General features: G+C 65.9%; 25 protein-coding genes, 1 tRNA gene and 1 pseudogene. 10 read left to right on the plus strand and 17 right to left on the minus strand.

Annotated features, from left to right (window positions below; all coding sequences use genetic code 11):
• The 4 genes from RKE40_RS23945 to RKE40_RS23960 form a co-directional block, all read left to right on the plus strand.
• On the plus strand, nucleotides 1-1,188 hold a 1,188-nt coding region (locus tag RKE40_RS23945; protein WP_316020711.1), incomplete at its 5' end, for a S8 family serine peptidase.
• 25 nt (nucleotides 1,189-1,213) lie between these two features.
• Nucleotides 1,214-1,771, plus strand: coding sequence for an RNA polymerase sigma factor (locus tag RKE40_RS23950; RefSeq protein WP_316020712.1), 558 nt, complete (start codon nucleotides 1,214-1,216; stop codon nucleotides 1,769-1,771).
• The gene (locus RKE40_RS23955) at nucleotides 1,768-2,151 is read left to right on the plus strand and encodes an anti-sigma factor family protein (RefSeq protein WP_316020713.1); all 384 of its coding nucleotides are present in this window, start codon (nucleotides 1,768-1,770) and stop codon (nucleotides 2,149-2,151) included. Before RKE40_RS23950 ends, RKE40_RS23955 begins: the two co-directional genes overlap by 4 nt.
• Nucleotides 2,061-2,483: a hypothetical protein gene (locus RKE40_RS23960; RefSeq protein WP_316020714.1), complete on the plus strand. Its 423-nt coding sequence runs from the start codon at nucleotides 2,061-2,063 to the stop codon at nucleotides 2,481-2,483. The genes RKE40_RS23955 and RKE40_RS23960 overlap by 91 nt, the downstream gene beginning before the upstream one ends.
• A gap of 27 nt (nucleotides 2,484-2,510) precedes the next feature.
• Here RKE40_RS23960 and RKE40_RS23965 read toward each other — a convergent pair whose 3' ends face one another.
• Nucleotides 2,511-4,496 carry a methylmalonyl-CoA mutase family protein gene (locus tag RKE40_RS23965; RefSeq protein WP_316020715.1) on the minus strand — a complete coding sequence of 662 codons (1,986 nt, stop codon included), beginning with the start codon at nucleotides 4,494-4,496 and terminating at the stop codon, nucleotides 2,511-2,513.
• Between the two features lie 261 nt (nucleotides 4,497-4,757).
• Nucleotides 4,758-5,921, minus strand: coding sequence for a mandelate racemase/muconate lactonizing enzyme family protein (locus RKE40_RS23970; RefSeq protein WP_316020716.1), 1,164 nt, complete (start codon nucleotides 5,919-5,921; stop codon nucleotides 4,758-4,760).
• Nucleotides 5,922-6,085: 164 nt separating this feature from the next.
• On the opposite strand from RKE40_RS23970, the gene RKE40_RS23975 reads away from it, so the two are divergent.
• Nucleotides 6,086-7,324, plus strand: a complete 1,239-nt coding sequence (locus tag RKE40_RS23975) for an aminotransferase-like domain-containing protein (RefSeq protein ID WP_316020717.1) — start codon at nucleotides 6,086-6,088, stop codon at nucleotides 7,322-7,324.
• A gap of 16 nt (nucleotides 7,325-7,340) precedes the next feature.
• Here the strand turns inward: RKE40_RS23975 and RKE40_RS23980 are convergent, their stop codons facing one another.
• The 6 genes from RKE40_RS23980 to RKE40_RS24005 all read right to left on the minus strand — a co-directional run bounded on the left by RKE40_RS23980 (nucleotide 7,341) and on the right by RKE40_RS24005 (nucleotide 11,877).
• The gene (locus RKE40_RS23980; protein ID WP_316020718.1) at nucleotides 7,341-8,657 is read right to left on the minus strand and encodes an MFS transporter; all 1,317 of its coding nucleotides are present in this window, start codon (nucleotides 8,655-8,657) and stop codon (nucleotides 7,341-7,343) included.
• A 46-nt stretch (nucleotides 8,658-8,703) separates the two neighbouring features.
• Complete coding sequence (locus RKE40_RS23985) at nucleotides 8,704-9,102, minus strand: MarR family winged helix-turn-helix transcriptional regulator (RefSeq protein ID WP_316020719.1); 399 nt, start codon at nucleotides 9,100-9,102, stop codon at nucleotides 8,704-8,706.
• 199 nt (nucleotides 9,103-9,301) lie between these two features.
• On the minus strand, nucleotides 9,302-9,793 hold the full coding sequence (locus tag RKE40_RS23990) for a DUF1178 family protein (protein WP_316020720.1): 492 nt from the start codon (nucleotides 9,791-9,793) through the stop codon (nucleotides 9,302-9,304).
• 103 nt (nucleotides 9,794-9,896) lie between these two features.
• Entirely contained in the window at nucleotides 9,897-10,760 is an 864-nt protein-coding gene (locus RKE40_RS23995; protein WP_316020721.1) for a carbon-nitrogen hydrolase family protein, read from the minus strand.
• A gap of 12 nt (nucleotides 10,761-10,772) precedes the next feature.
• Nucleotides 10,773-11,030: a glutaredoxin 3 gene (grxC, locus tag RKE40_RS24000; protein ID WP_316020722.1), complete on the minus strand. Its 258-nt coding sequence runs from the start codon at nucleotides 11,028-11,030 to the stop codon at nucleotides 10,773-10,775.
• Between the two features lie 46 nt (nucleotides 11,031-11,076).
• On the minus strand, nucleotides 11,077-11,877 hold the full coding sequence (locus RKE40_RS24005; RefSeq protein ID WP_316020723.1) for a ComF family protein: 801 nt from the start codon (nucleotides 11,875-11,877) through the stop codon (nucleotides 11,077-11,079).
• Between the two features lie 176 nt (nucleotides 11,878-12,053).
• On the opposite strand from RKE40_RS24005, the gene RKE40_RS24010 reads away from it, so the two are divergent.
• The 4 genes from RKE40_RS24010 (at nucleotide 12,054) to RKE40_RS24025 (ending at nucleotide 16,878) form a co-directional block, all read left to right on the plus strand.
• Nucleotides 12,054-13,187: an alkene reductase gene (locus tag RKE40_RS24010; protein ID WP_316020724.1), complete on the plus strand. Its 1,134-nt coding sequence runs from the start codon at nucleotides 12,054-12,056 to the stop codon at nucleotides 13,185-13,187.
• 641 nt (nucleotides 13,188-13,828) lie between these two features.
• A tRNA-Glu gene (locus RKE40_RS24015) sits at nucleotides 13,829-13,904 on the plus strand.
• Between the two features lie 76 nt (nucleotides 13,905-13,980).
• Nucleotides 13,981-15,234, plus strand: coding sequence for a DUF6538 domain-containing protein (locus RKE40_RS24020; RefSeq protein ID WP_316020725.1), 1,254 nt, complete (start codon nucleotides 13,981-13,983; stop codon nucleotides 15,232-15,234).
• 477 nt (nucleotides 15,235-15,711) lie between these two features.
• Nucleotides 15,712-16,878, plus strand: coding sequence for a serine hydrolase domain-containing protein (locus tag RKE40_RS24025; protein ID WP_316020726.1), 1,167 nt, complete (start codon nucleotides 15,712-15,714; stop codon nucleotides 16,876-16,878).
• 167 nt (nucleotides 16,879-17,045) lie between these two features.
• Here the strand turns inward: RKE40_RS24025 and RKE40_RS24030 are convergent, their stop codons facing one another.
• The 9 genes and pseudogenes from RKE40_RS24030 to RKE40_RS24070 all read right to left on the minus strand — a co-directional run bounded on the left by RKE40_RS24030 (nucleotide 17,046) and on the right by RKE40_RS24070 (nucleotide 24,725).
• Nucleotides 17,046-18,497: a S1C family serine protease gene (locus RKE40_RS24030; protein ID WP_316020727.1), complete on the minus strand. Its 1,452-nt coding sequence runs from the start codon at nucleotides 18,495-18,497 to the stop codon at nucleotides 17,046-17,048.
• Between the two features lie 198 nt (nucleotides 18,498-18,695).
• Nucleotides 18,696-19,220 (minus strand): hypothetical protein, encoded by a 525-nt coding sequence (locus RKE40_RS24035; RefSeq protein WP_316020728.1) that lies wholly within the window; start codon nucleotides 19,218-19,220, stop codon nucleotides 18,696-18,698.
• Nucleotides 19,221-19,481: 261 nt separating this feature from the next.
• A complete protein-coding gene (locus RKE40_RS24040; RefSeq protein ID WP_316020729.1) occupies nucleotides 19,482-19,850 on the minus strand; it encodes a hypothetical protein in 369 nt (122 codons plus the stop codon).
• Between the two features lie 513 nt (nucleotides 19,851-20,363).
• Nucleotides 20,364-21,065, minus strand: coding sequence for a ribonuclease H family protein (locus tag RKE40_RS24045; RefSeq protein ID WP_316020730.1), 702 nt, complete (start codon nucleotides 21,063-21,065; stop codon nucleotides 20,364-20,366).
• Entirely contained in the window at nucleotides 21,062-21,349 is a 288-nt protein-coding gene (locus RKE40_RS24050; protein ID WP_316020731.1) for a hypothetical protein, read from the minus strand. The genes RKE40_RS24045 and RKE40_RS24050 overlap by 4 nt, the downstream gene beginning before the upstream one ends.
• A 773-nt stretch (nucleotides 21,350-22,122) precedes the next feature.
• The gene (locus RKE40_RS24055; RefSeq protein WP_316020732.1) at nucleotides 22,123-22,557 is read right to left on the minus strand and encodes a hypothetical protein; all 435 of its coding nucleotides are present in this window, start codon (nucleotides 22,555-22,557) and stop codon (nucleotides 22,123-22,125) included.
• A 310-nt stretch (nucleotides 22,558-22,867) separates the two neighbouring features.
• Nucleotides 22,868-23,158 (minus strand): annotated as a pseudogene (locus RKE40_RS24060) (BRO-N domain-containing protein); the annotation flags it as partial.
• A gap of 77 nt (nucleotides 23,159-23,235) precedes the next feature.
• Nucleotides 23,236-23,859, minus strand: coding sequence for a recombinase family protein (locus RKE40_RS24065; RefSeq protein WP_316020733.1), 624 nt, complete (start codon nucleotides 23,857-23,859; stop codon nucleotides 23,236-23,238).
• Between the two features lie 509 nt (nucleotides 23,860-24,368).
• Nucleotides 24,369-24,725 carry an HdeA family protein gene (locus RKE40_RS24070; RefSeq protein ID WP_265051467.1) on the minus strand — a complete coding sequence of 119 codons (357 nt, stop codon included), beginning with the start codon at nucleotides 24,723-24,725 and terminating at the stop codon, nucleotides 24,369-24,371.
• 1,150 nt (nucleotides 24,726-25,875) lie between these two features.
• On the opposite strand from RKE40_RS24070, the gene RKE40_RS24075 reads away from it, so the two are divergent.
• Nucleotides 25,876-26,316, plus strand: coding sequence for a hypothetical protein (locus RKE40_RS24075; RefSeq protein ID WP_316020734.1), 441 nt, complete (start codon nucleotides 25,876-25,878; stop codon nucleotides 26,314-26,316).
• Nucleotides 26,317-26,656 lie beyond the last annotated feature (340 nt).

Here is a 26,656-nt window from a genome sequence, read left to right on the forward strand (position 1 = left end):
GGCAGTTCCGGAGGGGGCGGTGGCGGCAGCGGCGAGCGCAGCAGCAGCGGGCGCCATATCCGCTCCTTCAATCTGTTCGGTTTGTTCGGGATCGGGCAAAGCACGCCGCGACAGAGCCAGCGCTCGGCGCGCCCGCAGCGCCCGGCGGTTCAGGCCGTGCCACGGGAGATCGTGGCGGCGGGGTTGACCGAGGCAGATATCGCCCGGTTGCGCGAGGAAGGGTTTCGCCCGGTCGCGCAACGCAGTCTCGGCCTCGTCGGCAATCTGACGGTGCGCATGCGCGTGCCGCGGCGCCTCTCCACGGCGCGGGCGGTGGAGCGGGTGCGTACGCTGTTTCCGGCGGCGCTGGTCGATCTCAACCATCTCTATCGCGGCGTCGCGGCGCCATGCCCGGATAGTCGCTGCTTCTCCCTGCTGGCGCCGGAGGCGCGCATCGCCGGGTCCTGCGTTGCGCGCGGCACGATCGGCATGGTCGATACGGGCGTCGACCTCGCCCATCCGGCCCTCGCAGGCAGGGGGATCGAGACCGAGAGCGTGCGCGAGCCGGGCTACAAGCCGGCAGGCGATGCGCACGGGACCGATGTCGCGATCCTCCTGACCCGGGGGACGGGCGGCGAGGGCGCGCGCATCGTCGCGGTCGATGCCTTCCACCGGCGTGGCGGCAGTGCCAATGCCGACAGCTTCGACCTTTCCGCCGCGCTCGATTTGCTGGCCGGGCGGCAGGTGCCGGTCGTCAACCTCAGCCTCGCCGGGCCAGCCAATGCGCTGGTCGAGCGGATCGGCAGCCTGATGTATGGTCGCGGCACGGTTCTGGTCGCGGCAGCGGGCAATGGCGGGCCGGGCGCCGAGCCGCTCTATCCCGCCGCCTATCCCTGGGCGGTGGCGGTGACTGCGATCGACCGGGACGGCAAGGTCTATGCGCGGGCCAATCGCGGCGAGCATCTCGCCTTCGCGGCGCCGGGCGTCCGCGTCCAGTTCCCGGACAAGGCGATGCGGCCCGCGCCGCCCCGTTCGGGCACCTCCTATGCCGCGCCCTTGGTGACGCTCGCCTTCGCTCATCGCCGGATGCAGGACGAGAAGGCGCAGCCGCAGGCGCTGCTCGCCGCGCTTTCGGCGGAGGCCAGGGACCTCGGCGCTCCCGGACGGGACCCGGTCTTCGGCTGGGGCAGCCTATCCTGCCCGCTGTAGACGCCAGCGAAACCGAGAAAAGCCGATGTCGGATATGCGACCAGGCCAGATAGCCAGCGGCCCCCCGCTGCCGGGAACGGCAGGCGGGCTCTCTCCCTTCGCGACGGAACTGGTCTCGTTGCTGCCGCGCCTGCGTCGCTACGCGATGACGCTGACGCGCTCGGCCAGCGAGGCGGACGATCTCGCGCAGGCGAGCTGCGAGCGGGCGCTGAAGGCGCAGGCGCAGTTTCAGGAGGGTACCAGGCTCGATGCCTGGCTGTTCAGCATCGCCCGCAATCTCTGGGTCGATGCGCTGCGCAAGCGCCAGCGCGAGGGGCGTACCGAGGAAATCGATGCCCATCTCGATCTGCCCGGCGAGGATGGGCGGCAGGTGAACGAGGTCGCGCTGACCGTCGATTCCGTCCAGCAGGCGCTGGCGCAGATGCCCGAGGAGCATCGCCGGCTGCTGATGCTGATCTGCGTCGAGGGCTGCAGCTATCGCGACGCCTCGAAGCAACTGGCGATCCCGATAGGCACGGTAATGAGCCGCCTGTCTCGGGCGCGGCAAGGTCTGGCGGCAAGACTGGGAATGGAAGCGAAATGACGAAGCCCGAAGTCTCCGACGAGATGCTGATCGCCCTGGCCGATGGCGAGCTTTCCGCCGGCGAGGCCGAGCGGCTGCATGCGCTGGTCACGGCCGATCCCGAACTGGCCGAGCGCTTCGCGATCCTCGCCGAGACGCGCTTCCTGCTCGAAGCCGAGGGCGAGCCGAAGCCGGAGGCTGTGCCGGAGCGGCTCCTGGCCGCGATCGCCGCCGCCGATGCCCGCCCCGCGCCCGTCCAGCCGCAGCTGACGGTGATCGCCGGCGGACGCTGGCGGCGAGCTTCCTCCTGGTGGCGGGCGGCGTCGCCGGCTATCTCGCCGGACGCGGGGGACAAGGAACGGCCGGCATCGCGGTCGCTGGTCTCGACCGGGCTGCGCTGAGCGCGGCGCTCGACACGGTGGCGAGCGGCGGCGCGGTCGCTCTGCCAGCCGGCAACCTGCGCATCATCGCCTCGCACAAGCTCGCCGATGGCCGTCTCTGCCGGGAGTACACCGTTACCGGTACCGGCCAGGGTGTGTCGGGTTGGAACGGGATCGACTGCCGGGACGGGCAGGGCTGGCACACCGAACTCGTCGCCGCAAACCCGCCGGAGACCGCAGGCTACAAGCCGGCGAGCGGCGGCGCGCTGGCCGAGGCCTTCCTGCTGGATCGTGGAGCGGAAGGCCCGCTCGACCCGGCGGCCGAGCAGGGGCTGCTGAAAGGGGCCAGGTAGCCGGCTCCCCGGGGGACGCGGCGGGCGTCAGCGCTCCTTCGCCGCCAGCCCTGCGACATCGGCGATGATGCCGTCGAGCGCGAAGTCCTTGGGCGTATAGACCCGGGCGACGCCCATATTGCGCAACGCGTTCTCGTCGTCGGGCGGGATGATGCCGCCGACCACGACGGGCACGTCCATGCCGGCGACACGCAGGCGGGCGGTGACGTCGCGCACCAGCGGCAGATGCGAGCCGGAGAGGATCGAGAGCCCGATGATGTCGGCCTCGGTCTCCTTGGCCTGCGTCACGATCTCCTCGGGCGTCTGGCGGATGCCGCCATAGGAGACCTGCATGCCGGCGTCGCGGGCGCGCACCGCGATCTGCTCGGCGCCGTTCGAATGGCCGTCGAGGCCGGGCTTTCCGACGAGGAAGCGCGGCGTGCGGCCGAGTTTTTCGGTGGCGCGGGCGACGGCGGCCTTGACGGTGGCGAGACCGGCATCGTCGCCGAGCCTGGTGGTGTCGACGCCGGTCGGGGCGCGGTACTCGCCGAAGATCTCGCGCAGGGTCTGCGCCCATTCGCCGGTGGTGACGCCGGCCTTGGCGCAGGCGATCGAGGCCGGCATGACGTTGCGGGCCTCCTTGGCCGCGCTCGCCAGTTCTGCCAGCGCGGCCTCGGCCGCCCTGGCGTCGCGGGCCGAGCGCCAGGCCTTCAGCCGGCCGACCGCCTCGATCTCGACCGAGTCCGGCACGGTGACGACATTGCCTTCGCCGGCCGAGAGCGGCGAGGGCTCGCTGTTGGTGAACTTGTTGACGCCGACGACGATCTGCTCGCCGCGCTCGATCGCCTCGATCCGGCGCGCGCCGTTCTCGACCAGCGCCTGCTTCATGTAGCCGGTCTCGATCGCAGCGAGTGCCCCGCCCATGGCGTCGATCTTCGCCAGCTCCTCGAGCGCTGCCGCCTTGAGCTCGGCGACCTTGCTGTCGATCACGGTCGAGCCGTCGAAGATGTCGCCGAATTCGAGCAGGTCGGTCTCGTAGGCCAGGACCTGCTGCATGCGCAGCGACCATTGCTGGTCGAAGGGGCGGGGCAGGCCGAGCGCCTCGTTCCAGGCCGGAAGCTGGACGGCGCGGGCGCGGGCCTTCTTGGAGAGCGTCACCGCCAGCATCTCGATCAGGATGCGGTAGACATTGTTCTCGGCCTGCGGCTCGGTCAGCCCGAGCGAATTGACCTGCACGCCATAGCGGAAGCGGCGATGCTGCTCCTCGGTGACGCCATAGCGGCCGAGCGTGATCTCGTCCCAGAGCTCGACGAAGCTGCGCATCTTGCAGAGCTCGGTGACGAAGCGCATGCCGGCATTGACGAAGAACGAGATGCGGCCGACGACGCTGCCGAACTCCTCCGCCGAGACCTCCGGCCGGGCCTTGATCGAGTCGAGCAGGGCGATCGCGGTCGCGAGTGCGAAGGAGAGCTCCTGCACCGGCGAGGCGCCGGCCTCCTGCAGATGGTAGGAGCAGACATTGGTCGGGTTCCATTTCGGCAGCTCGCGGGCCGTGAACACGACGATGTCGGTGGTCAGCGCCATGGAGGGGCGCGGCGGGAAGACATAGGTCCCGCGCGAGAGGTATTCCTTGACGAGGTCGTTCTGGGTCGTGCCCTGCAAAGCCGGGCGCGGGGCGCCCTGCTCGTCGGCGACGGCGATATAGAGCGAGAGCAGCCAGGCCGCCGTCGCGTTGATCGTCATCGAGGTGTTCATCTGCGCCAGCGGGATCTCAGCGAACAGGGTCCGCATGTCGCCGAGATGCGTGACGGGCACGCCGACCTTGCCGACCTCGCCGCGCGAGAGGACATGGTCAGGGTCGTAGCCGGTCTGGGTCGGCAGGTCGAAGGCGACGGAGAGGCCGGTCTGGCCCTTGGCGAGATTGGTCCGGTAGAGCTTGTTGGATTCAGCCGCGTCGGAATGGCCGGCATAGGTCCGGAAGATCCAGGGCTTGTCGCGCTGGGTCTGGTTCCGAAGCGGATCGATCGCGTTCATGGTCGCTCCCTGCCGTGCCGTCTTTGAGCTCGTGCAAACTGATTGTTGCACTGCAGCGAAGATAACGCCAGTGGGAGCGAAAGGTCGCCTCAGACCTTGGGATGAGGGGGCGCGGCTGCCGCTCGGGATGAGCTGGGACCTAGCCTCGACGTCATGCTCGCCCTTGTGGCGAGCATCCACGTCTTGAGCGTCGTCTTCGACTGCCGGAGACGTGGATGGTCGGGACAAGCCCGACCATGACGGTGGAAAGAGGCGCGGATGCTACTCCGCCAGTTCGCGCATCACCTTGATCAGGTCGGATTTGCCCTCGAAGCCGATGCCCGGCAGGTCCGGCATGGTGATAAAGCTGTTTTCGACCCGAACCGAGTCGGGGAAGCCGCCATAGGGCTGGAACAGGTCAGGATAGCTCTCATTGCCGCCGAGGCCGAGGCCGGCGGCGATATTGAGCGACATCTGGTGGCCGCCATGCGGGATGCAGCGATCCCAGCCCCAGCCGGCGACCTTCAGCGCGGCGAGCGTGCGCTGGTACTCGCACAGCCCGTAGGAGAGGGCGCAGTCGAATTGCAGCCAGTCGCGATCCGGCCGCATGCCGCCATAGCGCAGGAGGTTGCGGGCGTCCTGATGGCTGAAGAGGTTCTCGCCGGTCGCCATCGGGCCCGGATAGAACTCGGCGAGGGCAGCCTGGAGGGCGTAGTCGAGCGGGTCGCCCGCCTCCTCGTACCAGAACAGCGGATAGTCGCGCATCGCCTTGGCATAGGCGACGGCGGTTTCCAGATCGAAGCGGCCATTGGCGTCGACGGCGAGCTGAGCATCCCCACCGATCTCGGCCAGCACCGCCTCGATCCGGCGCCGGTCCTCGGCGAGCGGGGCGCCGCCGATCTTCATCTTCACGACGCGATAGCCGCGGTCGAGATAGGAGCGCATCTCGGCGCGCAGTTGCGCGTCGTCCTTGCCGGGATAATAGTAGCCGCCGGCGGCGTAGACGAAGACCTTCGGGTCGGCCTCACGGCCATGGCGCTCGGCGAGCAGGCGGAAGAGCGGCTTGCCGGCGATCTTGGCGGTGGCGTCCCAGATCGCCATGTCGAGCGTGCCGACGGCGACGGAGCGCTCGCCATGGCCGCCCGGCTTCTCGTTCTTCATCATCGCCGCCCAGCAGCGATCGGGATCGAGATTGTCGCCGGCGTCATTGATGAGGCTCTTCGCCTCGGCTTCCAGCAGGCGCGGCGCGAAGCGTTCGCGGATCAGCCCGCCCTGGCCGTAGCGGCCGTTCGAGTTGAAGCCGTAGCCGACGACGCGGCTTCCGTCGCGGACGACGTCGGTGACGATGGCGACGAGGCTCGTCGTCATTTTCGAGAAGTCGATATAGGCATTGCGGATCGGCGAGGCGATCGGTTGCGTGATCTCGCGGACGTCGACGATGCGCATGGTCTTCTGCTCCCCTTTTCCGCGCTTATGCCCCGGCCGGCCGCCGCTGGCCACTGCCGGGCCGGGGCGGCGCCATGCGCCCGGGGTGGTTTCCCGGGAGCGGGAGGCTCTGTAGGGTCGCCGCGACCATCAGCAGCCCGCTATCCGCAGTCGCAGTGAGAAGCATGTCCCAATCCCAACCGCGCGTCGGCCGTCCGGCGCTCGCCAGCTGGCTTTCGACCGGCAACAGCATCACCCAGCAGTTCATGGCGATCGGCGGCCAGGCCGATTTCGTCAGCCTCGCCGGCGGGTTGCCGGCGGCCGAGCTCTACCCGGTCGAGGCGATGGCAGCGGCGCAGGAGCGGGCCCTGACCCGCTGGGGTTCGGCGATCCTCGAATACGGGCCGATCGAGGGTTTGCCGGCGCTGCGGGCGGCCGTGGCGGAGCGCGTCTCGGCGGCGAGCGGGCGCCGCTTCGGCCCCGAAAACGTGCTGCTCACTACTGGCGCGATGCAGGGGCTCGATCTCGTCGGCAAGCTCCTGGTCGATCCCGGCGAGCTGATCGTCTCGCAGTTCCCGACCTATCTCGGCGCGCTCGACGCCTGGCGGCCACGCGCGCCGCGCTATGAGAAACTCGACTGGAGCCTGCAGGCGCCCGGCCAGGACGCGGCGCTGCGGCAGGCCAAGTTCGTCTATGCCGTGCCGAACTATTCCAACCCGACCGGCGTGCTCGTCTCGCAGGAGGAGCGGGCCGCGCTGCTCGACAAGGTGCTGGCCGCCGGGACCTGGCTGCTCGAGGACGATCCCTATCTGCCACTGCAGTTCGACGGGCCGGCCGGGCCCGGCATCCTCGCCCATCATGCGCAGCGCCAGCCGAACGGCGCCTATGACGGGCCGGTGATCTATCTCGGCACGCTGTCGAAGAGCCTGGCGCCGGGCCTGCGCGTCGGCTGGATCGTCGCCGAGGCCTCGCTGATCGCGGCGCTTGCGCTGGTCAAGCAGTCGACCGACATCGCCTCCAGCCTGCTGACGCAGGCGCTGGCGCTGGAGATGATCGAGAGCGATTTCGAGGCGCAGCACGTGCCGAAGATCGTCGCGACCTATCGCGAGCGGCGCGACGTGCTCTGCGCGGCGGCGAGCGAGCATCTCTCCGACTGGTTCGAATGGGAGGTGCCACCCGGCGGCATGTTCGTCTGGATGCGGGCGAAGACGCCCGAGATCGACACCGACGCGCTCTACGCCCATGCCCTCCAGGAGAAGGTCGCCTTCGTGCCGTCGAGCGTCTTCGATCCCGACGGCGCCCTGAAGAGCGCAATGCGGGTGAATTTCACCCGCTCGGCGCCGGAGGTGCTGACCGAGGGCGTGCGCCGGCTGGCGCGGGCGACCCGGCGCCAGCTCGAAGCGAGGCCGGGCCGGGCGGCCTGATCGGCCTCGCCCTGGCTCAGGCCGGCTTCGCCACCAGCGCGCCGGCCTTGCCGCTGCGCATGGTGATGCAGAAGGCGGCGGCGAAGAGGCAGAGTGCGCCGGCGATGAAGAAGGCCGGCAGGTAGCTGTCATAGACGGTGCGGCTGAAGCCGGCGCCATAGGCGGCGAAGGCGGCGCCGAGCTGGTGGCCGGCGAAGATCCAGCCGAAGACGAGGTTCGCCTTCTCGCCGAAGCGGTCGGCTGCGAGCTTCACTGTCGGCGGCACGGTCGCGACCCAGTCGAGCCCGTAGAAGACCGCGAACAGAGCGAGGCCGTAGAACGAGAAGCCGGTGAAGGGCAGATAGAGCAGCGAGAGGCCGCGCAGGCCGTAATACCAGAACAGCAGCCAGCGGCTGTCATAGCGGTCCGAGAGCCAGCCCGAGCCGACCGTGCCGAGGAAATCGAAGATGCCGATCACGGCGAGCACGCCCGCGGCCGTCACCGCGGCCATGCCGTAATCGCCGCAGAGTGCGATGAAATGCGTCTGCACCAGCCCGTTGGTGCTGGCGCCGCAGACGAAGAAGGTGCCGAACAGCACCCAGAAGGTGCGCGTCCGTGCAGCTTCTTGCAGTGCGATGAGCGGCGAGACGAGCATCGCTGCAAGGCTTGTCGGCGTGGCCGGCGCGGGCACCAGCGCTGTCTCGCCATAGGGCGCGAGTCCGACGTCGACCGGTCGGTCGCGCATCAGGGCGAGCACGGCGAGCGCCGCGACGACGATCAGCCCGAGCACCAGCAGCATGGCGGAGCGCCAGCCGACCTGGTCGGTCAGCCAGGCGAGCAGAGGCAGGAAGACGAGCTGGCCGGTCGCGGTGCTCGCCGTCAGCAGGCCGACGACGAGGCCGCGCCGGTGCGAGAACCAGCGCGTCGCGACGGTCGCGCCGAGCACCATGGCGGTCATGCCGGTGCCGAAGCCGAGCACGACGCCCCAGAGCAGCATCAGCTGCCAGAGCTCGGTCATGGCGAAGGAGCCGAGGATGCTCGCGGCGATCAAGGTGAGCGCGACGGCGACCACGGGCCGCACGCCGAAGCGGTTCATGAAGGCGGCGGCGAACGGGCCCATCAGGCCGAACAGCGCGAGCCGGATCGCCAGCGCCGAGGAGATTTCGGAGGTCGCCCAGCCGAACTCCTTCTGCAGCGGCCCGATCAGCACGCCGGGCGCGCCGACCGCGCCCGCGGTCACCAGCATGGTCAGGAAGGTCACGGCGGCGACGACCCAGCCGTAATGGATGCCACGGCGGGCGAGGGCGCCAGCAAGGCCTGAGGGAACGGGCGGGGCGGCGAGGTCCGGTTGCATGGCGGCTTCCTGTCGCGGGTAGGTGCCCGCATTTGAGTTGAGAAAATCAGAGTGAGTCGAGGGCGGAGCGCAGCTGCTTCATGAAATCGGCCCCAAGTCGATCGTCGAGGGCCTTCTGGGCGCCGTCCCAGAGCGGGGCGCCATCGGCCAGGACCTGGCGCCCGGCATCGGAGAGCTGAACGGTCGCTTCTCGCTGGTCCTCGCCGCGCCCGAGCACGACCAGGCCCATCTTCTCGAGCACGCGGACATTGCGGCCGACGGTCGAACGGTCGAGGTCGACGCGGTGGCCGAGCTCGGTCAGCGTCGCTGGCTCGATGCGGGCGATCGAGCGCATCAGGCTGAACTGCGCGATGTTGACCCCGACCGGCGCGATCGCCTCGTCATAGAAGGCGATCATCCGCCGCGAGGCCGAGCGCAGGGTCGTGCAGATGCAGGGCGAGGACATGGGTGCGGGTATATGCCCGTGACGCGAGCATTGCAAGCGCAGCGTTGCGAACGACAGCTCCGGAGTCATCCCGGACAAGCGGCGAAGCCGCGTGGATCCGGGATCCATGTCTGAACCTCTACGGACAGGCTCTGGCATGGATCCCGGGTCTACGCTTCGCTTCGCCCGGGATGACCGGTCCGTTTGATCGGGGAAAGGGCTAGTTCCTCGCGCCCGGGAGCTTGGGCAGCGGCAGGAAGTCGACGCCTTCCTCGTTCAGCATCTTCGCATCCTCGGCCGTCGCCTCGCCATAGATGGCGCGGCCCTCGCTCTCGCCGTGATGGATCTTCAGCGCCTCCTCGGCGAAGCGCGGCCCGACATGTTCGGCATTCTTGGCGACATGCTCGTGCAGGGCGGTCAGCATTGCGCGGAAGGCGACTTCCTTGTCTCCCATCAGCGCGACGGGAGCCGGTGCCGGCGTTGCCGGGGCAGCGGCGGCGGGCGCCTCGGCCGGTTCAGCCTGCTCGGCCGGGCGCGGGCCGCGGTCCGTGCGCGCGACCGCAGGGGCCATGACCCCGCGCTCGATCTTGATGCTGTCGCAGAACGGGCAGGCGACGAGGCCGCGTCTGGCCTGCTCGTCGAAACCGGAGGAGCTGGCGAACCAGCTCTCGAAGCCGTGGCCATTGTCGCAGATGAGGGCGTAGCGGATCATGTCTTCTCTGGTTCGGGCGCCGCACTGCGCGGCGTGCCGAAACGTTTTGGGAGTTCGATCACTTGAAATGGGGCCTGGCGCCTCAGGCGCCAAGCCCGCCGGGTCATTCGGCCGCGTCGCGCTGCGGGCGCTCGGCCTGCCAGGTCTCGACGGCGAAGGAGCGGGTGTGCCGCAGGCTGGGGATGCGGGCGCGCGCATTGGCGACCTCGGCAAGGTCGATCTCGGCGAGGATCACGCCCGGCTCGTTGCCGGCCTCGGCGAGGACGCGGCCCCAGGGATCGACGATGATCGAATGGCCATAGCTCTCGCGGCCATCTTCATGCACGCCGCCCTGCGCGGCCGAGACCATGAAGGCGCCGTTCTCGATCGCCCGCGCGCGCTGCAACACCTGCCAATGCGCCTCGCCGGTCTGGCGGGTGAAGCAGGCCGGCGCGGTCAGCATGAAGGCGCCGGCTTCCGCTTCCGCCCGGTAGAGATAGGGGAAGCGGACATCGTAGCAGATCGACATGCCGACCAGCCCCCAGGGCGTCTCGACCAGGGCCGCCTCGACGCCGCCGCTGAAGGTGTTCGACTCGCGCCAGGTCTCGCCATTGGGCAGATCGACGTCGAAGAGATGGATCTTGTCGTAGCGCGCGGCGATATTGCCCTCGGGGTCGATCATATAGGCGCGGTTGGCGATCTTCTCGCCAGCCTTGACCGAGACCGAGCCGATCTGCAGCCAGATCTTCCGGTCGCGCGCAGTCTCGCGCAGTCCGGCGAGCACCTCATGCTCCGCCTCGGTCTGGCAGGTCTCGCGCAGGCGCTTGGTGTCGCGCTCGCAGAGATTGGTGACCTCGGGCGTCTGGACGAATTGCGCGCCCTGGGCGACGGCCTCGCCGATCATCCGCACCGCATCGTCGCGGTTGCGCAGCGGATCGCGGCTCGAACGCATCTGGACGCAGGCGGCGATGAAGCGCGTGCCGGTCATGGCTCTCTCCGTTCAGGCAGCTAGCAAAGTGTCGAGCTTGCCCTGTGCATCGAGGGCGTGAAGATCGTCGGAACCGCCGACATGGCTGTCGCCGATGAAGATCTGCGGCACCGAGGTACGTCCGCCGGCCTTCGCGGTCATCGCCTGGCGCAGCTCAGGCTTGCCGTCGACGCCGATCTCCTCGAAGGCGACGCCCTTCTTGGTCAGCAGCGCCTTGGCGGCATGGCAATAGGGGCACCAGCTCGTGGTGTAGATCGTGACTTGCGGCATCGCTCGGGTCCGGTCGCTGTCTCTGGCTTTCGTATATAGGGCCGGCTCAGCTTTCCGTCACGACCCGGGCGAAGGTCAGCACGTCGACGGCAGCCGCCCCGCCGCGCAGCAGGGCGCGGGCGGCGGCATTGGCGGTCGCGCCGGTGGTGAGCACGTCGTCGACGAGCAGGACGCGCCGGCCCTCGAGCCGCGGCCGCATCGCCGCCGGGACCTTGAAGGCGCCCTGCAGGTTCTCGCCGCGCTGCGCCCGTGTCAGTCCGACCTGCTGCTTCGTCCGCTTGACGCGTGCGAGCGCCCGGTGCTCGCAGGGCAGGCCGGACTGCCGCGCCACGACCACCGCCAAGGCGGAAGCCTGGTTGAAGCGGCGCGTCCAGAGGCGAAAGGGGTGCAGCGGCACCGGCACGGCGAGGTCGCACTCTGCCGTCAGCTCATGGCCGGCCTGCGCCATCATCCGGCCGAGCATCAAGGCGAGCTCGAGCCGGTCGCCATATTTCAGCCGGTGCACCAATTCGCGGGCCGTGCCGTCGAAGCGGCAGGCGGCGCGGGCCCGGGCGAAGACCGGCGGATCGGCGATCGCGGCGGGCGAAACCAGCCCGACGCCGAGATCGACCTCGAAAGGCGTGCCGAGGCGCTCGCAAAAGGGCCGCTCGATGAAGCCGATCCCGGCCCAGCAGCTGGCGCAGAGCCCTTGCGCCTCGCTCGTCGCCGCCCGGCAGGCGATGCAGGCGGGCGGATAGACGAGCGCGACCAGCCCCTTCAGCCCGGCGCCGAGCCAGCGACGGCTGCCGCGCAGCACCTGGCCGGAGGCGGTTGCCATCGTCTTCAGCGGCGTCTGCGGAAGGCTCATCCCCGCGATGCCTCCGCGGCGAATGGATTTTGGCTTTTTGCCGTGCGAGCCTCCCCGGGCATGTCATTTCGCCGGGCGGACCCTATCTCAGAACCCAAGGCGCGGCCCGGATCGCAAGGCCGGCGCGTCGTCTCCGCTCTCTCCGGCCGGCCGGCCGCCTCCCAAGGACCGTCAAGATGAGCCATTCCGGTGCTTCCGCCAGCGCTTCCGTCGCGAAGCTGTTCACGCCTTTCCAGCTCGGCGATCTCACGCTGAAGAACCGCGTCGTGATGGCGCCGCTGACGCGCAACCGCGCCAATAAGCACGATGATGCGCCGAACGCGCTGAATGTCGAGTATTACCGCCAGCGCGCCGGGGCCGGGCTGATCATCACCGAGGCGACGCAGATCTCGCAGCAGGGCCAGGGCTATATCTGGACGCCCGGCATCTATCGTGACGCGCATGTCGCCGGCTGGAAGGCGGTGACCGATGCCGTCCATGCGCAGGGCGGCGTGATCTTCGCCCAGCTCTGGCATGTCGGCCGCGTCAGCCATAGCGTGCTGCAGCCCGGCAACCAGGCGCCGGTCGCGCCCTCTGCCCTGCGGGCCAACACCAAGACCTATATCGAGAGCGGCTTCACCGAGGTTTCCGAGCCGCGGGCGCTGCGGCTCGACGAGATTCCCGGCATCCTCGCCGATTTCGTCCGGGCGGCCGAGAACGCCAAGGCGGCCGGCTTCGACGGCATCGAGCTCCACGGCGCCCATGGCTATCTGCTCGACCAGTTCCTGCGCGACGGCTCCAACAAGCGCGACGACGCCTATGGCGGCTCGATCGAGAACCGCGCCCGGCTGACGCTGGAGGTGGTCGATGCCGTCGCCCAGGTCTTTCCGAAGGGGCGCGTCGGCATCAGGATCTCGCCGGTCAGCCCGGCGAACGATGCCCGCGACAAGCATCCGCAGGAGCTGTTCGGCTATCTCGTCGGCGAGCTCGACAAGCGCGGCATCGGCTTCATCCATGTCGTTGAGGGCGCGACGCGCGAGGCGCGCGACTATCTGCCCTTCGACTATCAGGCGCTCCGCAAGGCCTTCCGCGGCGCCTACATCGCCAATAACGGCTTCACCCGCGCGCTCGCCATCGAAGCGGTCGAGAAGGGCGATGCCGACCTCGTCGCTTTCGGGAGGCTCTTCATAGCCAATCCCGACCTGCCGGAGCGGCTGCGCCGCGACGCGCCGCTGAACACGCCGGATACCGCGACCTTCTATGGCGGCGACGCCAGGGGCTATACCGACTATCCGGCGCTGGCCGGCCCGGCCGGTGCGCCGGCCGCCTGAATGTCGGCTCGCTAACACTGTACGAGTGGAGGCCAAGGCTTCCCGGCCTCTCGCGAAAAGCCTTGTGACTCGGGCGAATCGCCCCGGGGACCGCTGCCGGCCGACCCCAGGATTGGCGCCGCGGTGGCGTTCTGGGGCTGCCGCCGGGTTCTGGTGCCCTAGGGCAGCGATCCCAGCACGAGCTCGGGACGCTGCCGGGGCCGCTCGGGAAATGCCGGGCGCCCCGGCCCGTGCAAGGACGGCCCTATTGGGGGAAAGCGGCCCAGGAACACTGGCGAAGCGGGCCTTTTTGACCACATCGCACTCGCGGGTTGGCCGGCCTGCGCAAGGGCGGGCGCGACGGGACCGGGGCGGTCGCTCGGGCCTGTGTGAAGCTTTTGTCATCGAGGCGCAGGAAAGGCTTGCAGTGCGAGCAACGCCCGACTATACGGACGGCCTGCCGCGCTGCTCCCTTCGTCTAGCGGTCTAGGACGCGACTACCCCCCAGGTTACCTACCAAGTGAGTAGGGGCAGGGGATTAAGGGTGGTAGGGTTACCAACGAGGTCCGTTCGCGGGCTGGATTTGGTGAGCTAGACGAATGGAATTGACTGGCAAGTAGGAAGAGTAATAGTAGAGTATATCGCAGTATAAAGTAAGTAACGCTCCCTTCGTCTAGCGGTCTAGGACGTCGCCCTCTCACGGCGAAAACAGGGGTTCGAGTCCCCTAGGGAGCGCCACCGCTTAGGCCCTATAGGCACTTTGGTTGCCTACAGGACTTGCCTACAGAGCCCCGCCGAAGCTACGTTTGTAGCCATGCCGGCGAAGTCCAAAGCCATCAAAGACACCCTCTACCTTCAGCGGATCGGGAACCGCTGGTATTGCCGTGTGCCGGTGCCGAGCCGCCTTCGAAGTGAACTAGGCCCGTATCTTCGCAAGGCGCTCGACACCTCGGACATCAATGAAGCCCGTAAGCGTCGCTGGGACTTCCACCCGATAGCCAAGGCTCAGATTGAACTGGCAGAGCGTCGACTTGGCTTGGCCCCCACGAGGCCTGCTGAGGGGCCTAGAGAACGCTCCTACGCCGCCTTCCGTGCCCGGCTGAAGGAAGCTGGCCCAGCGGTGTTTACCAACGTGGTGGACGGCGAAGACATGTCCAACCCCGCTTTAGATGCGTTGGTCGATAGGGCCGAACGAAGCGGCGATGCTGAGGATACGGATTTCGTCCAGGCGTTCAGAGATCACGTGAAGGATCGCAAGGTCGTCTCCGAGGTCCTCAAGGAGTACCTGGAGAAGAACCCAAAGCGTTCAATGACCACCGGGGCGAACTACGGCACGACTGTAAAGCTTTGGATTGAGCATCACGGAGACAGGCCGCTACACGATGTCACCCGGAGCAAGGCGCTCGACTGGCTGAACGCCGTGTCGGTGGGGAAGGCACGGGACACGATCAAGCGGTACGCTACGGTCATGTCGCACCTTTGGCTGTGGGTCTACAGGGCGGCCGACGAGCGCCCTCGGAACCCCTTCGAGGACCTGACCCAGGCAGCTGACGAGCGGGGCAGGGCGGCGGAGAGCTACGACTTCTTTAGCGATGATGAGCTTGTGAAGGCCTACAAGGCGGTCGCAGAGGACGAGGAGCTTCGCCCCCTATTCCTGATTTCGATCTACACCGGCTTCCGCCTCAGCGAGTGCATGGCGGCAGAGCGTCAGGTGCTCGGGGAACAAGAGTGCTTCGTGCTGTTGACCGGCAAGTCCAAGAACGCTGCTCGGGTGTTGCCGGTCCACGCCAAGCTGAAGGACATCACCGCGCCGACTGGGGCGAAGGCGAGTGCCCTGTCGGTGCGCTTCGGTCGCCTCATGCGGAAGGCCGAGATACCCGAGGGCAAGACGTTCCACTCGCTTCGGAAGAGCTTCACGACGGCCTTGGAGCGCCTGGGGTGCCCGGAAGCGACTGCCGCTCGGCTGTTGGGGCATGCGCCCCTCGGGATCACCTACGGCATCTACTCCAAGGGCCGCGACGTGGCGGAACTCAAAAAGTGGGTGGATCGGGTTTCACACCCTGTATAGCTCACCCGGCGGCTGCGGGGGAATCTTGAACTCGGTGGCATTGTAGGGACGCCACGCCCTCGGCCGCGACGAAGTCAAGCTCAGCCGGCGTCGGCGAAAGCGGTTTCCAACTAACAACTACACACCCAAAAAATGAATAACTCGGCTGCCCAACCTCTGCCGAGGGCAACCACGAGGCGAACCACTGCTGGCCCGTCACGATTTTGCGTCATGGCCCGCGACACCTCACCTCAACGCTACCATCGTCGGATGCCGTGCGGCGGTAGCGTCAGCAATGGGGTGGGAAACGGACGTTGGCTCAGCCGGCCGGCATCGGCTTGCGCCAGTCGTCCACGTGCGCCGAAACTGTGAGCGCTCCGTCGGTGCGTGCTGTTTTCCAGAGGCCCGGGCATCGCTGGACAGTGAACACGCTTAAGCAGGAAAATGGCGTAACAATAGAGATGGCGGGCAACTATCAAGGAAAGGCTAGGCACCCCAATGAACCCCAATCCCACTCCGCCCTCGTTTGGTTTGAATAAGGATGCGCTCGCCCGGCTTGGCGCGTCTATTGAGGCCGACATCGACAGCGGGAAGCACTTTGGTGCTTCGATCCTTGTCGCCCGCCACGGTCAGGTGGCTTACCAAGCGAGCTTCGGAACGGTGGCCCCCGGTCGCGCTCCATCAGGTGACGACCGATACCTGCTCATGTCGATGTCAAAGGCATACACCGCGACGCTAGTCCTCAAAGCAATCGACGAAGGCCGTTTCGGCCTCGATACACGCATCGCGGACCTCGTTCCCGGCTTTGGCGCACTGGGCAAGCAGCGGGCGACCCTACGGCAGTTGCTGGCACACACCGCCGGGCTGCCGTTCGGTCTCGTCCCGCCTCCGCTGGGACTGGACAAGGCCGGCAACCTCGCGGTTAAGGCTGCCGCGATGTGCGCATTGCCGGCGGCCTACAGTCCCGGAACCAAATGCATCTATACCTCCGGCTTGGGCTACGATCTGCTAGGCCAAATCCTCGTCAATACCGATCCGAAAAAGCGCGGTTTCAATCGTATTTCCCAAGAGGATTTGTTCACACCGTTGGGCATGACGGACAGTAGCTTCGGGTGCGCCACCGACGATCCTCGGCGGGTTCCGGTGTCGTTTACTGAAGCGAATGTGGGACCCACCACACCGATGCTTCTGCGCGTTTTCAACGAGTTCCTTACCGGGGAAGCGGAGATGCCGAGCGGGAATGCGTATTCCACGATCAATGATGTCTTCCGTTTTACAGAAGTCTTCCGGGGGCGCGGGACGGCGCACGGCCAGCGCGTTCTCTCGCCCGCGCTCTTCGACTATGCCCGGCAAGACCATGCACCGGGCTTGATTAATGATGCGATCGCCTTCGAGGTCGAAGAGCGCGGCCTCGACGATTTCCCGGCGCACTTTACCTTGCTCGGTGGTTATGTTCGCGGGAGTGGGCACATCCTGAACGCCACCGGGCACACCGCATCACCGCAAAGTATCGCGGCGGTCGGTGGTGCCTCGACGGCATGGATGATCGACCCCGAGCGTGATCTCACGGTCATCTTCCTATCTGCCGGCTTCATTGAGGGGCTGCGCCATATCGAGCGTGTGCAACGCATCAACGACCTCGCCCTCGCGGCGGTCGACGCCTAACAAAGTGCTGGAGAGGTAACCGGTCACTCAGTAAAAGTCAGATCAAGAGCGTTTCAGGGCCTCGCCATGTCGCTCGTTGCAATCCAGCGCGATGCCATTCGATTAACGCCGACGAGCGCCGAACCAAACTAAAGTTCGCAATGGGTCGGGAGCGGGCCTTTTCCATCTTATCGGCAAGTGATGAAGACGCTCGCCTTCTTCGCCCGCTCCGCGAGATCGGCCGGATCCAGCTTATCGCCCGGTGAGCCAGCATCGTACGCGATCTGGTTTGCGTCGAGGAAGCTGGTGGCCAGAGAAGCTTTCACCGCGAAGTTGACGTTCTGGGGAAGGTCGCCCTGGGCCTCGGCCATTTTGATCGCGTCGAGCTTGGCCGTAACTACGCCGACCACGTTCCCGGAGCCGTCCACTAGGGGACCACCGGAGTTGCCCGACTGAACAGGGGCGGAGACCTGAAGATAGCGGGTGTCATCCCGCAAGCCCGCCAGAGCCGTCACGTTGCCCAGGGTGAAGTTGCCGGTGGTCGCGAGGAGATCACTATGGGGGAACCCAAAGGCTGCGATTCCTTCGCCTAGGCGGACGCTGGCTCGAATCGGAAGGGTTCGCTCCGTAGGCCCCGGCATCTTGAGGACCGCGAGGTCGTTCGCCGCGTCCCGGGCGAGTAGCTGCGCGGGAACCGGCATCCCTCCGTCAGATCGCGCTGTGATGGTAGTGCAGTCCCTGACCACATGCGCGTTGGTCAGGACGTGCCCCGCCTTAGAGACGAAGAACCCCGAACCTGTCGAGATCTTCACCTTCGCCGGCTCCTGGGCAGGGGGAGTCACAGGGGGCAGGGCAGGGCGCTGCTGGCTGGCAACCTCGGGCTCGGCGGGCTTCTCCCACGGATACGCGCCGCGCTGCGTCGTCGGGAACGGGGACCCCGTCATCGTGGCCCAGAGCGACCCCGAAATGACCGTCACCAAGCGGTTGCCATAGACAGGTGCGTCATCGTCCGACCAGGACATGTCGAAGCCGAGGATGCCGTCACCATCGGTATGATATCGAACGTACCGGCTGTAGCGCCCCTGATTGCCGGTGATGACGAAGAAGTCGTTCCTGAGCACCTTGAAGTTGATGGTGTCGCCACTGCCGACCATCTCCCGCAGGGTGGTCTCGTAGGTCGCTCGCACGGTGGCCGCTGGGATCGCGTTGAACTTCAGCCTGAACCGGTTCTTGGGCTCCCGCAGTTCCACGCCGAGGTCCGTCCGGGTGGCTTGGAGATCGAGACCAATTGGCACCCAAAGCTGCCGCCCCCTGGTCGGGTGCGGAACCCAGCGCATCCGCCATCCGGTGAGGACCGACGACGCCGACGCCAGCATCTGGTCAATCTGCGGTTTCGTCAGGATGCCTGTAGGGGCTTCCCCGCGAAACAGTTGGAACTGCTTGGTCGCATCGAAGAGCCGCCGCGAATACGTCACGTTCGGCACGGCGGGCCAATGGCCGGCGCTAGTCAGAAACAGCTGAAGCCAAAGCCGGGTGTCTACCTGCAGGCTGTTGAAGGCTGTCTGGGCGGCGTTGAAGTACGGGTCTTCGCTTCGTGTCTGGGCGGCTGTCGGCAGGCTCAGAAGAGCCACCGTTGCCATTACCAACCCCCGGCCAAGCATCAACTTCCCCGCCACTCAACAGACCCGCTGAACAGTTGCGTCCGGGTCAACAGAAGTCAACGCGATCAGTGGCGTAGAGTGAACGTCCGCCGAGCGGCGCATGTATTCCACATGCGTATACGTAAATTAGACCCCGACCCTAGCGACACAGCCGAGGCTGAAATCCACAGCCGCAAGCTACAAGCCAGCGAACCCGGCAGCCAACTCGCGGGCCGCCTTCTGTTTCTCTTCGCGCTCCTTCTTGTCCACCGCCAGAACATGGGCCAGCCAGGGCGAGTACGCCTGCCGTAGCATGGCTCCCATTAGCTGGGTGGTGTCCTTGGGGAGCGGGCGATACCAGCGGGTCTCGCGGCTCTTGCTGGCGTCCCAGGTCACGCCAATGGCGAGGCCATGTTGGAGGCGGTACACACGGACAAGCTGCCCGGCCATCCCTTCGTCGCTGACGATACGGCGCGGCATGTGTTCCTCCAGGAGGTAGAGGGCCGCGAGGGTGACCCCGCTGTCCAACGGGTCCACGTTCTGCGCGACCTTCAGGACCTCGCTGTGGGCCAGGACTACGTGCCTGTTCATCGGCCGTCCTCGGCGCCAGGACGCCAACGTCTCTTCGCTGTGGCGGATAAGGGCTTCGTTGATGGTCTGGAGACCCTGCCGGATCATGGGCAGGTGGCCCCGGCTGATGATCTTTCGGACACGGTCCTCCATGGGACGTATTTCGGTCCGCCTGATGTTCGTCTGCCGGGCATCCCCGTTCCGCCGCATACGGCCTCGGCAGTTGTCGCAGAGGTAGGCGATATTGCTTCGGGCAGGGCGCTGACATCCCGGAGTTCGGCATGTGCTGTGCGTGCTCGCCTTGATGTTGGTTCTAGTCGGCATAGGGCCTCGATTGGTTTGTGGGTTGAACGAAAAGACCCCCGCTCCCGGTTGTCGGGGCGAGGGCCTGGGCAGGTTCGTGAGGGCTTCCGCCTACAGGGCGGCTCTTGGGGCTTCGTAGGCTACCCTACCGGGGAAACTGCCGCCGGCCGTTTTGGCCCTACCCCTCACCTCAGCAAACGTCATGTCAGACGGAGGGGCACGGTAGCGGCCGAACTTGGGTCCAATATCGTCGTTTTCGACAACGGTAAGCTGTGCGGCGGCTCCGATGGTCGCCCGGAGTGCGATGGTGGTTTCTCCCTCACGGCTCATGGTGAGCACGGTGCCCGGCGCATGACCGCGCCCCAGCAGGACGCGGGCGGAGGATAGGAACGGGGTGCGCGAGGTGGTGATGAGGTCGTCCCCAAGGAGGGCCGCAAAGAGCTGGCCCTTAGGGGCGATGGTGATGTGGATGCTGTTCATGGTCGTTCTGTCGGTTGGGGTTGAGACACGAAAACCCCGCCAAGCGCGCTCAGCGGGGCAGTGAAGGTGCGATGAAGTGACCTGCGGGCGGGGCAATAGCCCTGTTTGCTGCAATGCCGGTCACGGACGGCCGTTTAGGCGCCGAGGCTACGCATGTAGCGGGGATGGGCGATGCGGCCGTTTTGGGCCTACCCCCTCACCTCGGCAAACGTCATCGAGGGCCGGGGGGACTGTCCCATCTACGATCGGTGTTGAGCTCGCCCAGGGGCGGAAGATACCCGGCCCATTGAGATGCGGGTTCTAGCCATCGAGCGACGACTGGTCAGAAAGACAACCTGTTTGGGGGGACCAAGACGGGGCATGGTCATTTGGACCACTATCTCAGAGGCATCTATGGGGGGACTATAGGGGGGACCTGTATAGGAGACCTGTATAGGTATCTATTAAGGAGGATTATAAAGGAGGAACAGTAAGAGAGACACCTGATGTCCTCTCCATGAGGTCTTGCGGAACTCAAGCGGCAAGTTCATGCGTCCTCTTGTGAACCGGCTTCTTGCCTGCCTTGACGGCTTCGGCGGCCTCATTCGCGAGGGTGTCGACCCTCTCGTTGCCTTCTTCGCCAGCGTGACCCTTTGTCCACATCAGGCGGACCTGGGGACGCTCATCGAGAGCCGCCCAGAGCTTCCTGATGCGACCCTGGTTCTTCACGGGTTTGCGCTTCGATGTTTTCATGCCGTTGGCTTCCCACCGAGGGCGGTCGGTAGTAGCGGCATTGATGCTGTATTCGCTGTCGCTGTAGACGACTGCAGGGCAATCAAGCGGCACCGCCTTCACTGCCTTGAGGAGGGCGTGGAGTTCGGCTTCGTTGTTGGTCCGGTGATCAGCACTGCCGTACTGCTCAACGCCGGTCCCGTCCGGTCTGAGGGCCAGCACAGCCCACCCAGCGGGGCCAGGATTGCCGAGGCTGGCGCCGTCAGACCAAACCCGCCACTCCACGCGGGGAGAGCTAGGGGTGGTGTCCATCAGGTCCGTTGTGTTGCTTTCCATTGTTGGTCTCTCATCGCTTGTTACCGCTCTGTCGGCGGCGTGTTGAAGATATTCGAAGAATGGTCGACCCATCGCCTCGGTCATCCGCTGGAACGACGTGTCGATGCCAACGGTGTCGATAGGTCGGGCCGCAGGGTTGAACGCAATACGGTCGATAGGGCTTGTCATTGGTGATCCTTAGGGTTTGAGGAGGCTGCCCTGTGTGGCGCAGCCCGAACGGTCGAGCGCAGATCGTCAGACCAGCGCACGCGACCAGCGCGGACCTCGTCGGTGATGGACTTCAGCGCCAGACTCAGGATGATCGAAGTCGATGCGGCTACGCCGTGGGCGGCGGTGAATGCGCTGCGGACTTCTTGGAGATTGTTCAGGTCGTCGGCCGAGAGCTGGAAGGTCTGCTTGCTCAGGTCTTGGCCGTGCTTCCGATAGGCGGTGGGGACTGATCGTATCTTCATGGGTTCTCGGGTGATGACGGTCGCTTCAACCGGCACATTTCAAAAGGAACCCCCACGCCCAGCCGGTGAGGGCAGGGCGCGAGGGCGAGGACTTGGTAGCGATGAAGGAAAGCCTTGGGCGTCAGCCGCTGGCTAAGGTGCCCCCTGAGTGGGGTACACGGACAAAAGCGTCTCTGAGGGGCGGAAGGCGGCACCGCGCCTTTGGCTAAGGTGCAACCAATCCCGTCACATGCCGGGACAGTCGCTTCTCTAACGGCTGAGTGACGACAGCGCCGGCGCTGGCGCAAGAAATCAGAAACGGGGGGTGCGCTCGCTGCTGGCTAAGGTGCAACTTGGCTCGGCACACAGCGGGGACATCGGCTCTATGGTTCAGGTGGAACCAACCCCGCCCCAAAGACAGGACGTTGAGTCGGTTTCGTTCACCGGTGAGGCAGTCGCTAATCAGTAACGGGCGGTACGCTCGCTGCTGGCTAAGGTGGAACTTGGAGCGTCACAAGAGGGAGTTGGCAAGTTCGGCCGCGCCGTTGGCACAGGTGGAACCTATCCCGTCACACAGCCTCGCTGAACCTCAGGGCTGGCGCACGGTCGGCGACGAAATACCAGCCTGGGCAGTCACTTGGTTGAGTGGAGCGTAATGGCCGCAAGAGGGATGTTCAGGGCCGCGCAGGATGCCCCTGGAGCCTCACCAGGACGCACCGGGCGGCGCCGGCTAGGAGGCATGCGGCGAGGGCGGCAGAGGCACCAGCGTGGCCGCAGCGTGCGCGGCGGGGCGATCAGATTTCAGGGTGAGCCCGTGCCTTACGTTCCCAGTAGGCCGCCCTGCGTGCCTCAGCGGCCTCCCGGCGCCGGGTTACATTGGCGCGGTGCGCTTCGGCATTAGCCTTTGAACGCGGGATGCGCCCTGCCCAGCGCAGCAAGAGGTTCTGCTCCCACTGCCGTTCCTCGACTGTCCGCGCGGGGAGTTCATCCATCTCGCGTTCGAGGCGGCGACGAAGCATGGCGACGAGCCGGCCCTTGGAGGTGGCTTCGGCCCAAGCAGGTGGATCGTAAGCATCCCGGTGCCGGTCGCTCTCCGCCTGAAGGTAGCGCGACTCTCGCTCCAGCGCGGCGAGGATCAAGCGGTACTCGAATGAGTCGAGCGTGGTCGTTCCCTTTGGTCCGAACATGGTTCCCCCCGGAAGTCCGCCCGTAGCGTAGTTGTAGGACATCCCGTTGGTCGAGAGGAAACCGAAAAGCTCCCGCCCTCCGACAGCATCCACTCTTCGAGGGCCAGCTGCTCGCTCATCATGGGGTGATCCATGGGTGGTCTCCTTGATCAAATCACTGAGGGAATGGAGGGGGACGGCGAGGGCACCCGCTAAGGTGGGGGTTGAAAGGTCACAATGCGGGACATTGGGAAGCGACAGCGGCCGCGTCCTCGCAGAGCACTGGCTGGACGTGGGACGGCCTCATGGCGGGCACAGAAGGGGTCGGGGGAGGGAGCGCAGGGCGTTCCTTGGGGGCTCTCGGGGCGGCCTGATAGGCGCCCGTCTTGCGGACCGCAGGCAGCACCTCCTTGGTCACCCAGTCCTGAAAGGGCTTGGCGACGGGTTTGTCCCTCCGCATGACCAGCTTGTAGAGGCCGCTCTCGGAGATGACATAGGCTGTCGCGATCCCCCTGCTTAGACCGGTGGTCTCACCCCCAGTCAGTCGGCGGTACATGCCGGGCTGGAGCCGCTCCAGATGCTGCTTCGTGCCGTTGTCGATGCGGAGGCCGAGGGTGTGGCAGACGTCCGCCGCGAGGAACCACGGCTCCCCGTCCAGCGGGATGACGCGGAGGGTGCGGGCTCCGAAGTCGAATTTGGAACCGGGATTGGTCCTGGACTACCCCCCGAACCGTTCGGGGGCTATGTCGATGCCTGGGCCACATCCTTCGCGATCCTGGCCACCTGTCCCCGGCTGCATCCGGTGATGATCTGCACCTTCGCCCATGACATGCCGGCCTTGAGTAAGGAGGCGATGTTGTCGTTACGCTCTATGTTCGCCGGGCGACCTTTGTAGCGCCCCTCCGCCTTCGCCTTGGCCTGCCCTTGGGCCTGCCTGCGGCGGCGGTCCTCATAGTCCTTGCGGGCGATGGCGGCCAGCATGTCCAGCATCATCGCGTTGATGGCGTCGAACATACGCACGGTGAACTCGTCTGCCTTGGGGTCCGCCATGGCCCAGCTGGTCGGTAGGTCCAGCGCCACGACGCGAACATGACGAGCGGCCAGCTCGGCCTTGAGCTTGGACCAGTCCTGGGCATTCAGGCGCGACAGGCGGTCCACCTGTTCGATGAGGAGGACATCCCCCGGCCGGCTATCGGCCAGCAGCCGGAACAGCTCCGGGCGCTTGAGTGAAGCCCCGCTCTCGTTCTCGATGTAGGTGGCGGCGATGGTAAGGCCCCGCTCACTGGCGAAGGCTTCTACCTGATGGCGGGCGCGGCTGGCGTCCTGCTCTGTGGTGGAAGCTCTGAGATAGGCACGAATGAACATGGGAACCGTCCTAAGTATCTTTTGGATAGGTCGGTATCTATAGGTATTCCAAGGATAGGTCAATAAGCCGCTTGAGGCTCCAACCGGCTGGTCCTCTAAGGGCGTACCCAAAGTGACCGCCTGCCGGGCCTTGGCGCCCCGATGGTGGTGTGCGGTCCGCGCCAGTAGCGAGCGCGACAACAAGGCGGCCGAGAACACCGAGCAGCCGGGCTGAACTACGGAGGGCCACCCCTGCCTGCCGTTCGAGGGGGCACGGGGGGTAGGTGAGCGGCCATCGCGGAAATAAGGGTTTCAGATACTTGGCTCAAAACATCCGGGGTCCCTGGAAGGCTCTCAGCGACTCCTCCAGGGCCCTCCAGGTCTGCTCTATGCCTAACCAGCTGGCGCTTCGCCGCGGGTCTCCACGGGGCTTCTAGGCCTCTCCTAGAGGCGTCCAGTTCGGAGCCTCTAGTGCCCCCGGCAAGCGTTTTGTTGCGTGCCGTCGCCGAGCAAGTGGAGTTAGCGATTCGTCATTTAGCGATTACGATGCCACGATCCTTGCGCATCTTGTCGAACACCAAGCCAATCGCCTTGATTACCGTAACTTTCGGGTTGTCCTTGCAGTACACGATGATCTCGTGCTCGGCTTCCTTGGCGCGGGGGACATTGATGAAGTGCTTCTTGCCAAGGCCGTTGTACCAGCCGCTATACCACGTCATCAGAAGGCTTGCATCTTCTTGGAAGGTGCCGGCCAGCTGGGCGCATGTCAGCTTCTGTACGTTAATGTAGCCGTTTGCGTCGGCATAGGTCTTCAGTTCCACTTGGGCGTTGGCGCTGGATATGAAGCAGCCGACGAGAGCCGCGGTCGCTAAAATGAGGGTGCGCATCGGTCTTTCCTTCATTATTCGAAGATTGAGAGAAGGCACTACGGGCTCCGACAGGAACCCATTGTCCACTGACCTTAGGGCCAGTATCGCCCCCTGGCTACCATGAGAAACTTGGTCCGTTTGCCATGATTGATGGCGGTGGAGGAGACGTCACGCTGGTGGAGCGTGGGTGGCTATGTCTGCCTCGGAAAATTTCGGACCACCCCCCGGTAGCTGCTGGCTACAAGGACTGCCCCAGGCTCACCCCTTTGGGTAGCGTCACGCTCTCTACCACCGACCGCAGCTGCTCAAGCAAGGGGCCGCCGCTGTAGACGCCCAAGGTCATCCCAGGGCGCTCATGGCCAACCGCAAGCGATATGAGGTGGGGCGGCTGCGCAGCCTGCTCCCCGCGACCGCGACACTCAACGTTGCATCCGTTGTCTACAGACCTTGCCTACAGGTCCGGATTAACTGATTGATAAATATAGGTCTGTCTGATGTAACTTCCCCCTCTCACGGCGAAAACAGGGGTTCGAGTCCCCTAGGGAGCGCCATTGCAATCTATTGATTTGCAATGTTTTTTTTGTTGAGCCTTGGCGAGGCGACTGGATCTTCCCACACATTTTTCCCACACTGGGCGCCGTTAATCTCCTTGACGTCCTCAACGGTCGGGTCGCTGCGGCTCACTAGCCGCCCCCTCCACACGGTCGGCTTTCCAGCGGCGCTTCCGCGCCGCCCTTCGCACCAAACGTGCCGTTTCGCCAACTTCTGCTCTGGACGTCTTGGGAGGGACTACGTTGTCCCTGAATGTCATCGGTTTGAAGCGCACCCATTTGGCAGATGGATGAGGAAGAGGGGTTCGCGAAGGGCAAGTCGCTGCTGTTGGGAACGAGTGCTTGACCGGTGCTTCGAAACGAAGCGAACGATCTGTCGGAATCACCGAGTCGGCGATACGCAATTCGACCGCTCGCAATCCACATGACGCGATCGTGCCGTCGAAGGCCCGCGGGGGTACTCGACGAGGAAGTGACTGGCGCGCGCCCACAAGAACCCGCCAGGCTTGCTGATTTGATGATTTTGAGCGATTTTCGGTCGAGCTGAATCATTGGGATTCCCGAGAGGCTTGAATTTTGGTTTAAACTGTCTTCCGGGCTGGAGACCGCCGAATGGCTTGTCTCTGGAGCTTCGCGAACGGGTCGTTGCTTGCGGTTTCAAGCGGTCTGTCGCGGCGCTAGGCTGCGGAACGTTTCGTGGTGAGCGTAGCGAGCGCGATCCGCTGGTGCGCCCGCAGAAATCAGATCGGCAATCCGGCTGCGAAGCCGCGCGGCGGGGACCGGTACTCGGCGCGGATCGACGCGCAGAGGGAGCAGATCCTGCTCTGGTCGACGAACAGGACGACATGACGCTGGCCGGTTGCAGGCACATTTGGCGGAGCGGGGACATCGCTTCGGCATCGGGACGTTGTGGCGCTTCTTTGGCCGCCATGGCCTTACTTGGAAAAAGGACTGCGCGCGCAGCGGAACGCCTCGACATCTTGAAGCGGCGGCGTGACGGGTTCGTGAGCCAGCCGGATCTCGATCCGCAGCGCCTCGTCTTCATCGACGAGACCTGAGCCCCGACCAACAGCGCCCGACGCTATGGCTGCAGTCCTCGCGGCGAGAGATTACGTTAGAGCGTGCCGGAACGGCCATTCGCGAGCGACGACCTTCGTGGCCGGCGTGCTGCTTGCCGGCATGGTCCCGCGCATAGTGCTGGACGGCCCGATCAATGGCGCAGTGTTCTAGGCCTATGTCGGTCAAGTACTGGAGCTGAAGCCCCGCGAAATCGTCACCATGGACTACCTCGGCGCCCACGAACGCCGGGGTGCGCGCGGCGATCTAAGCCGCCGGCGATCTCGGCGCGCTCATCGCCGGCTGTAGCTGGCTGCACGTGGTGGTCGGCGCCAACGGTGC

This window comes from Allobosea rubneri, assembly GCF_032464875.1.
Classification (GTDB): domain Bacteria; phylum Pseudomonadota; class Alphaproteobacteria; order Rhizobiales; family Beijerinckiaceae; genus Allobosea; species Allobosea rubneri.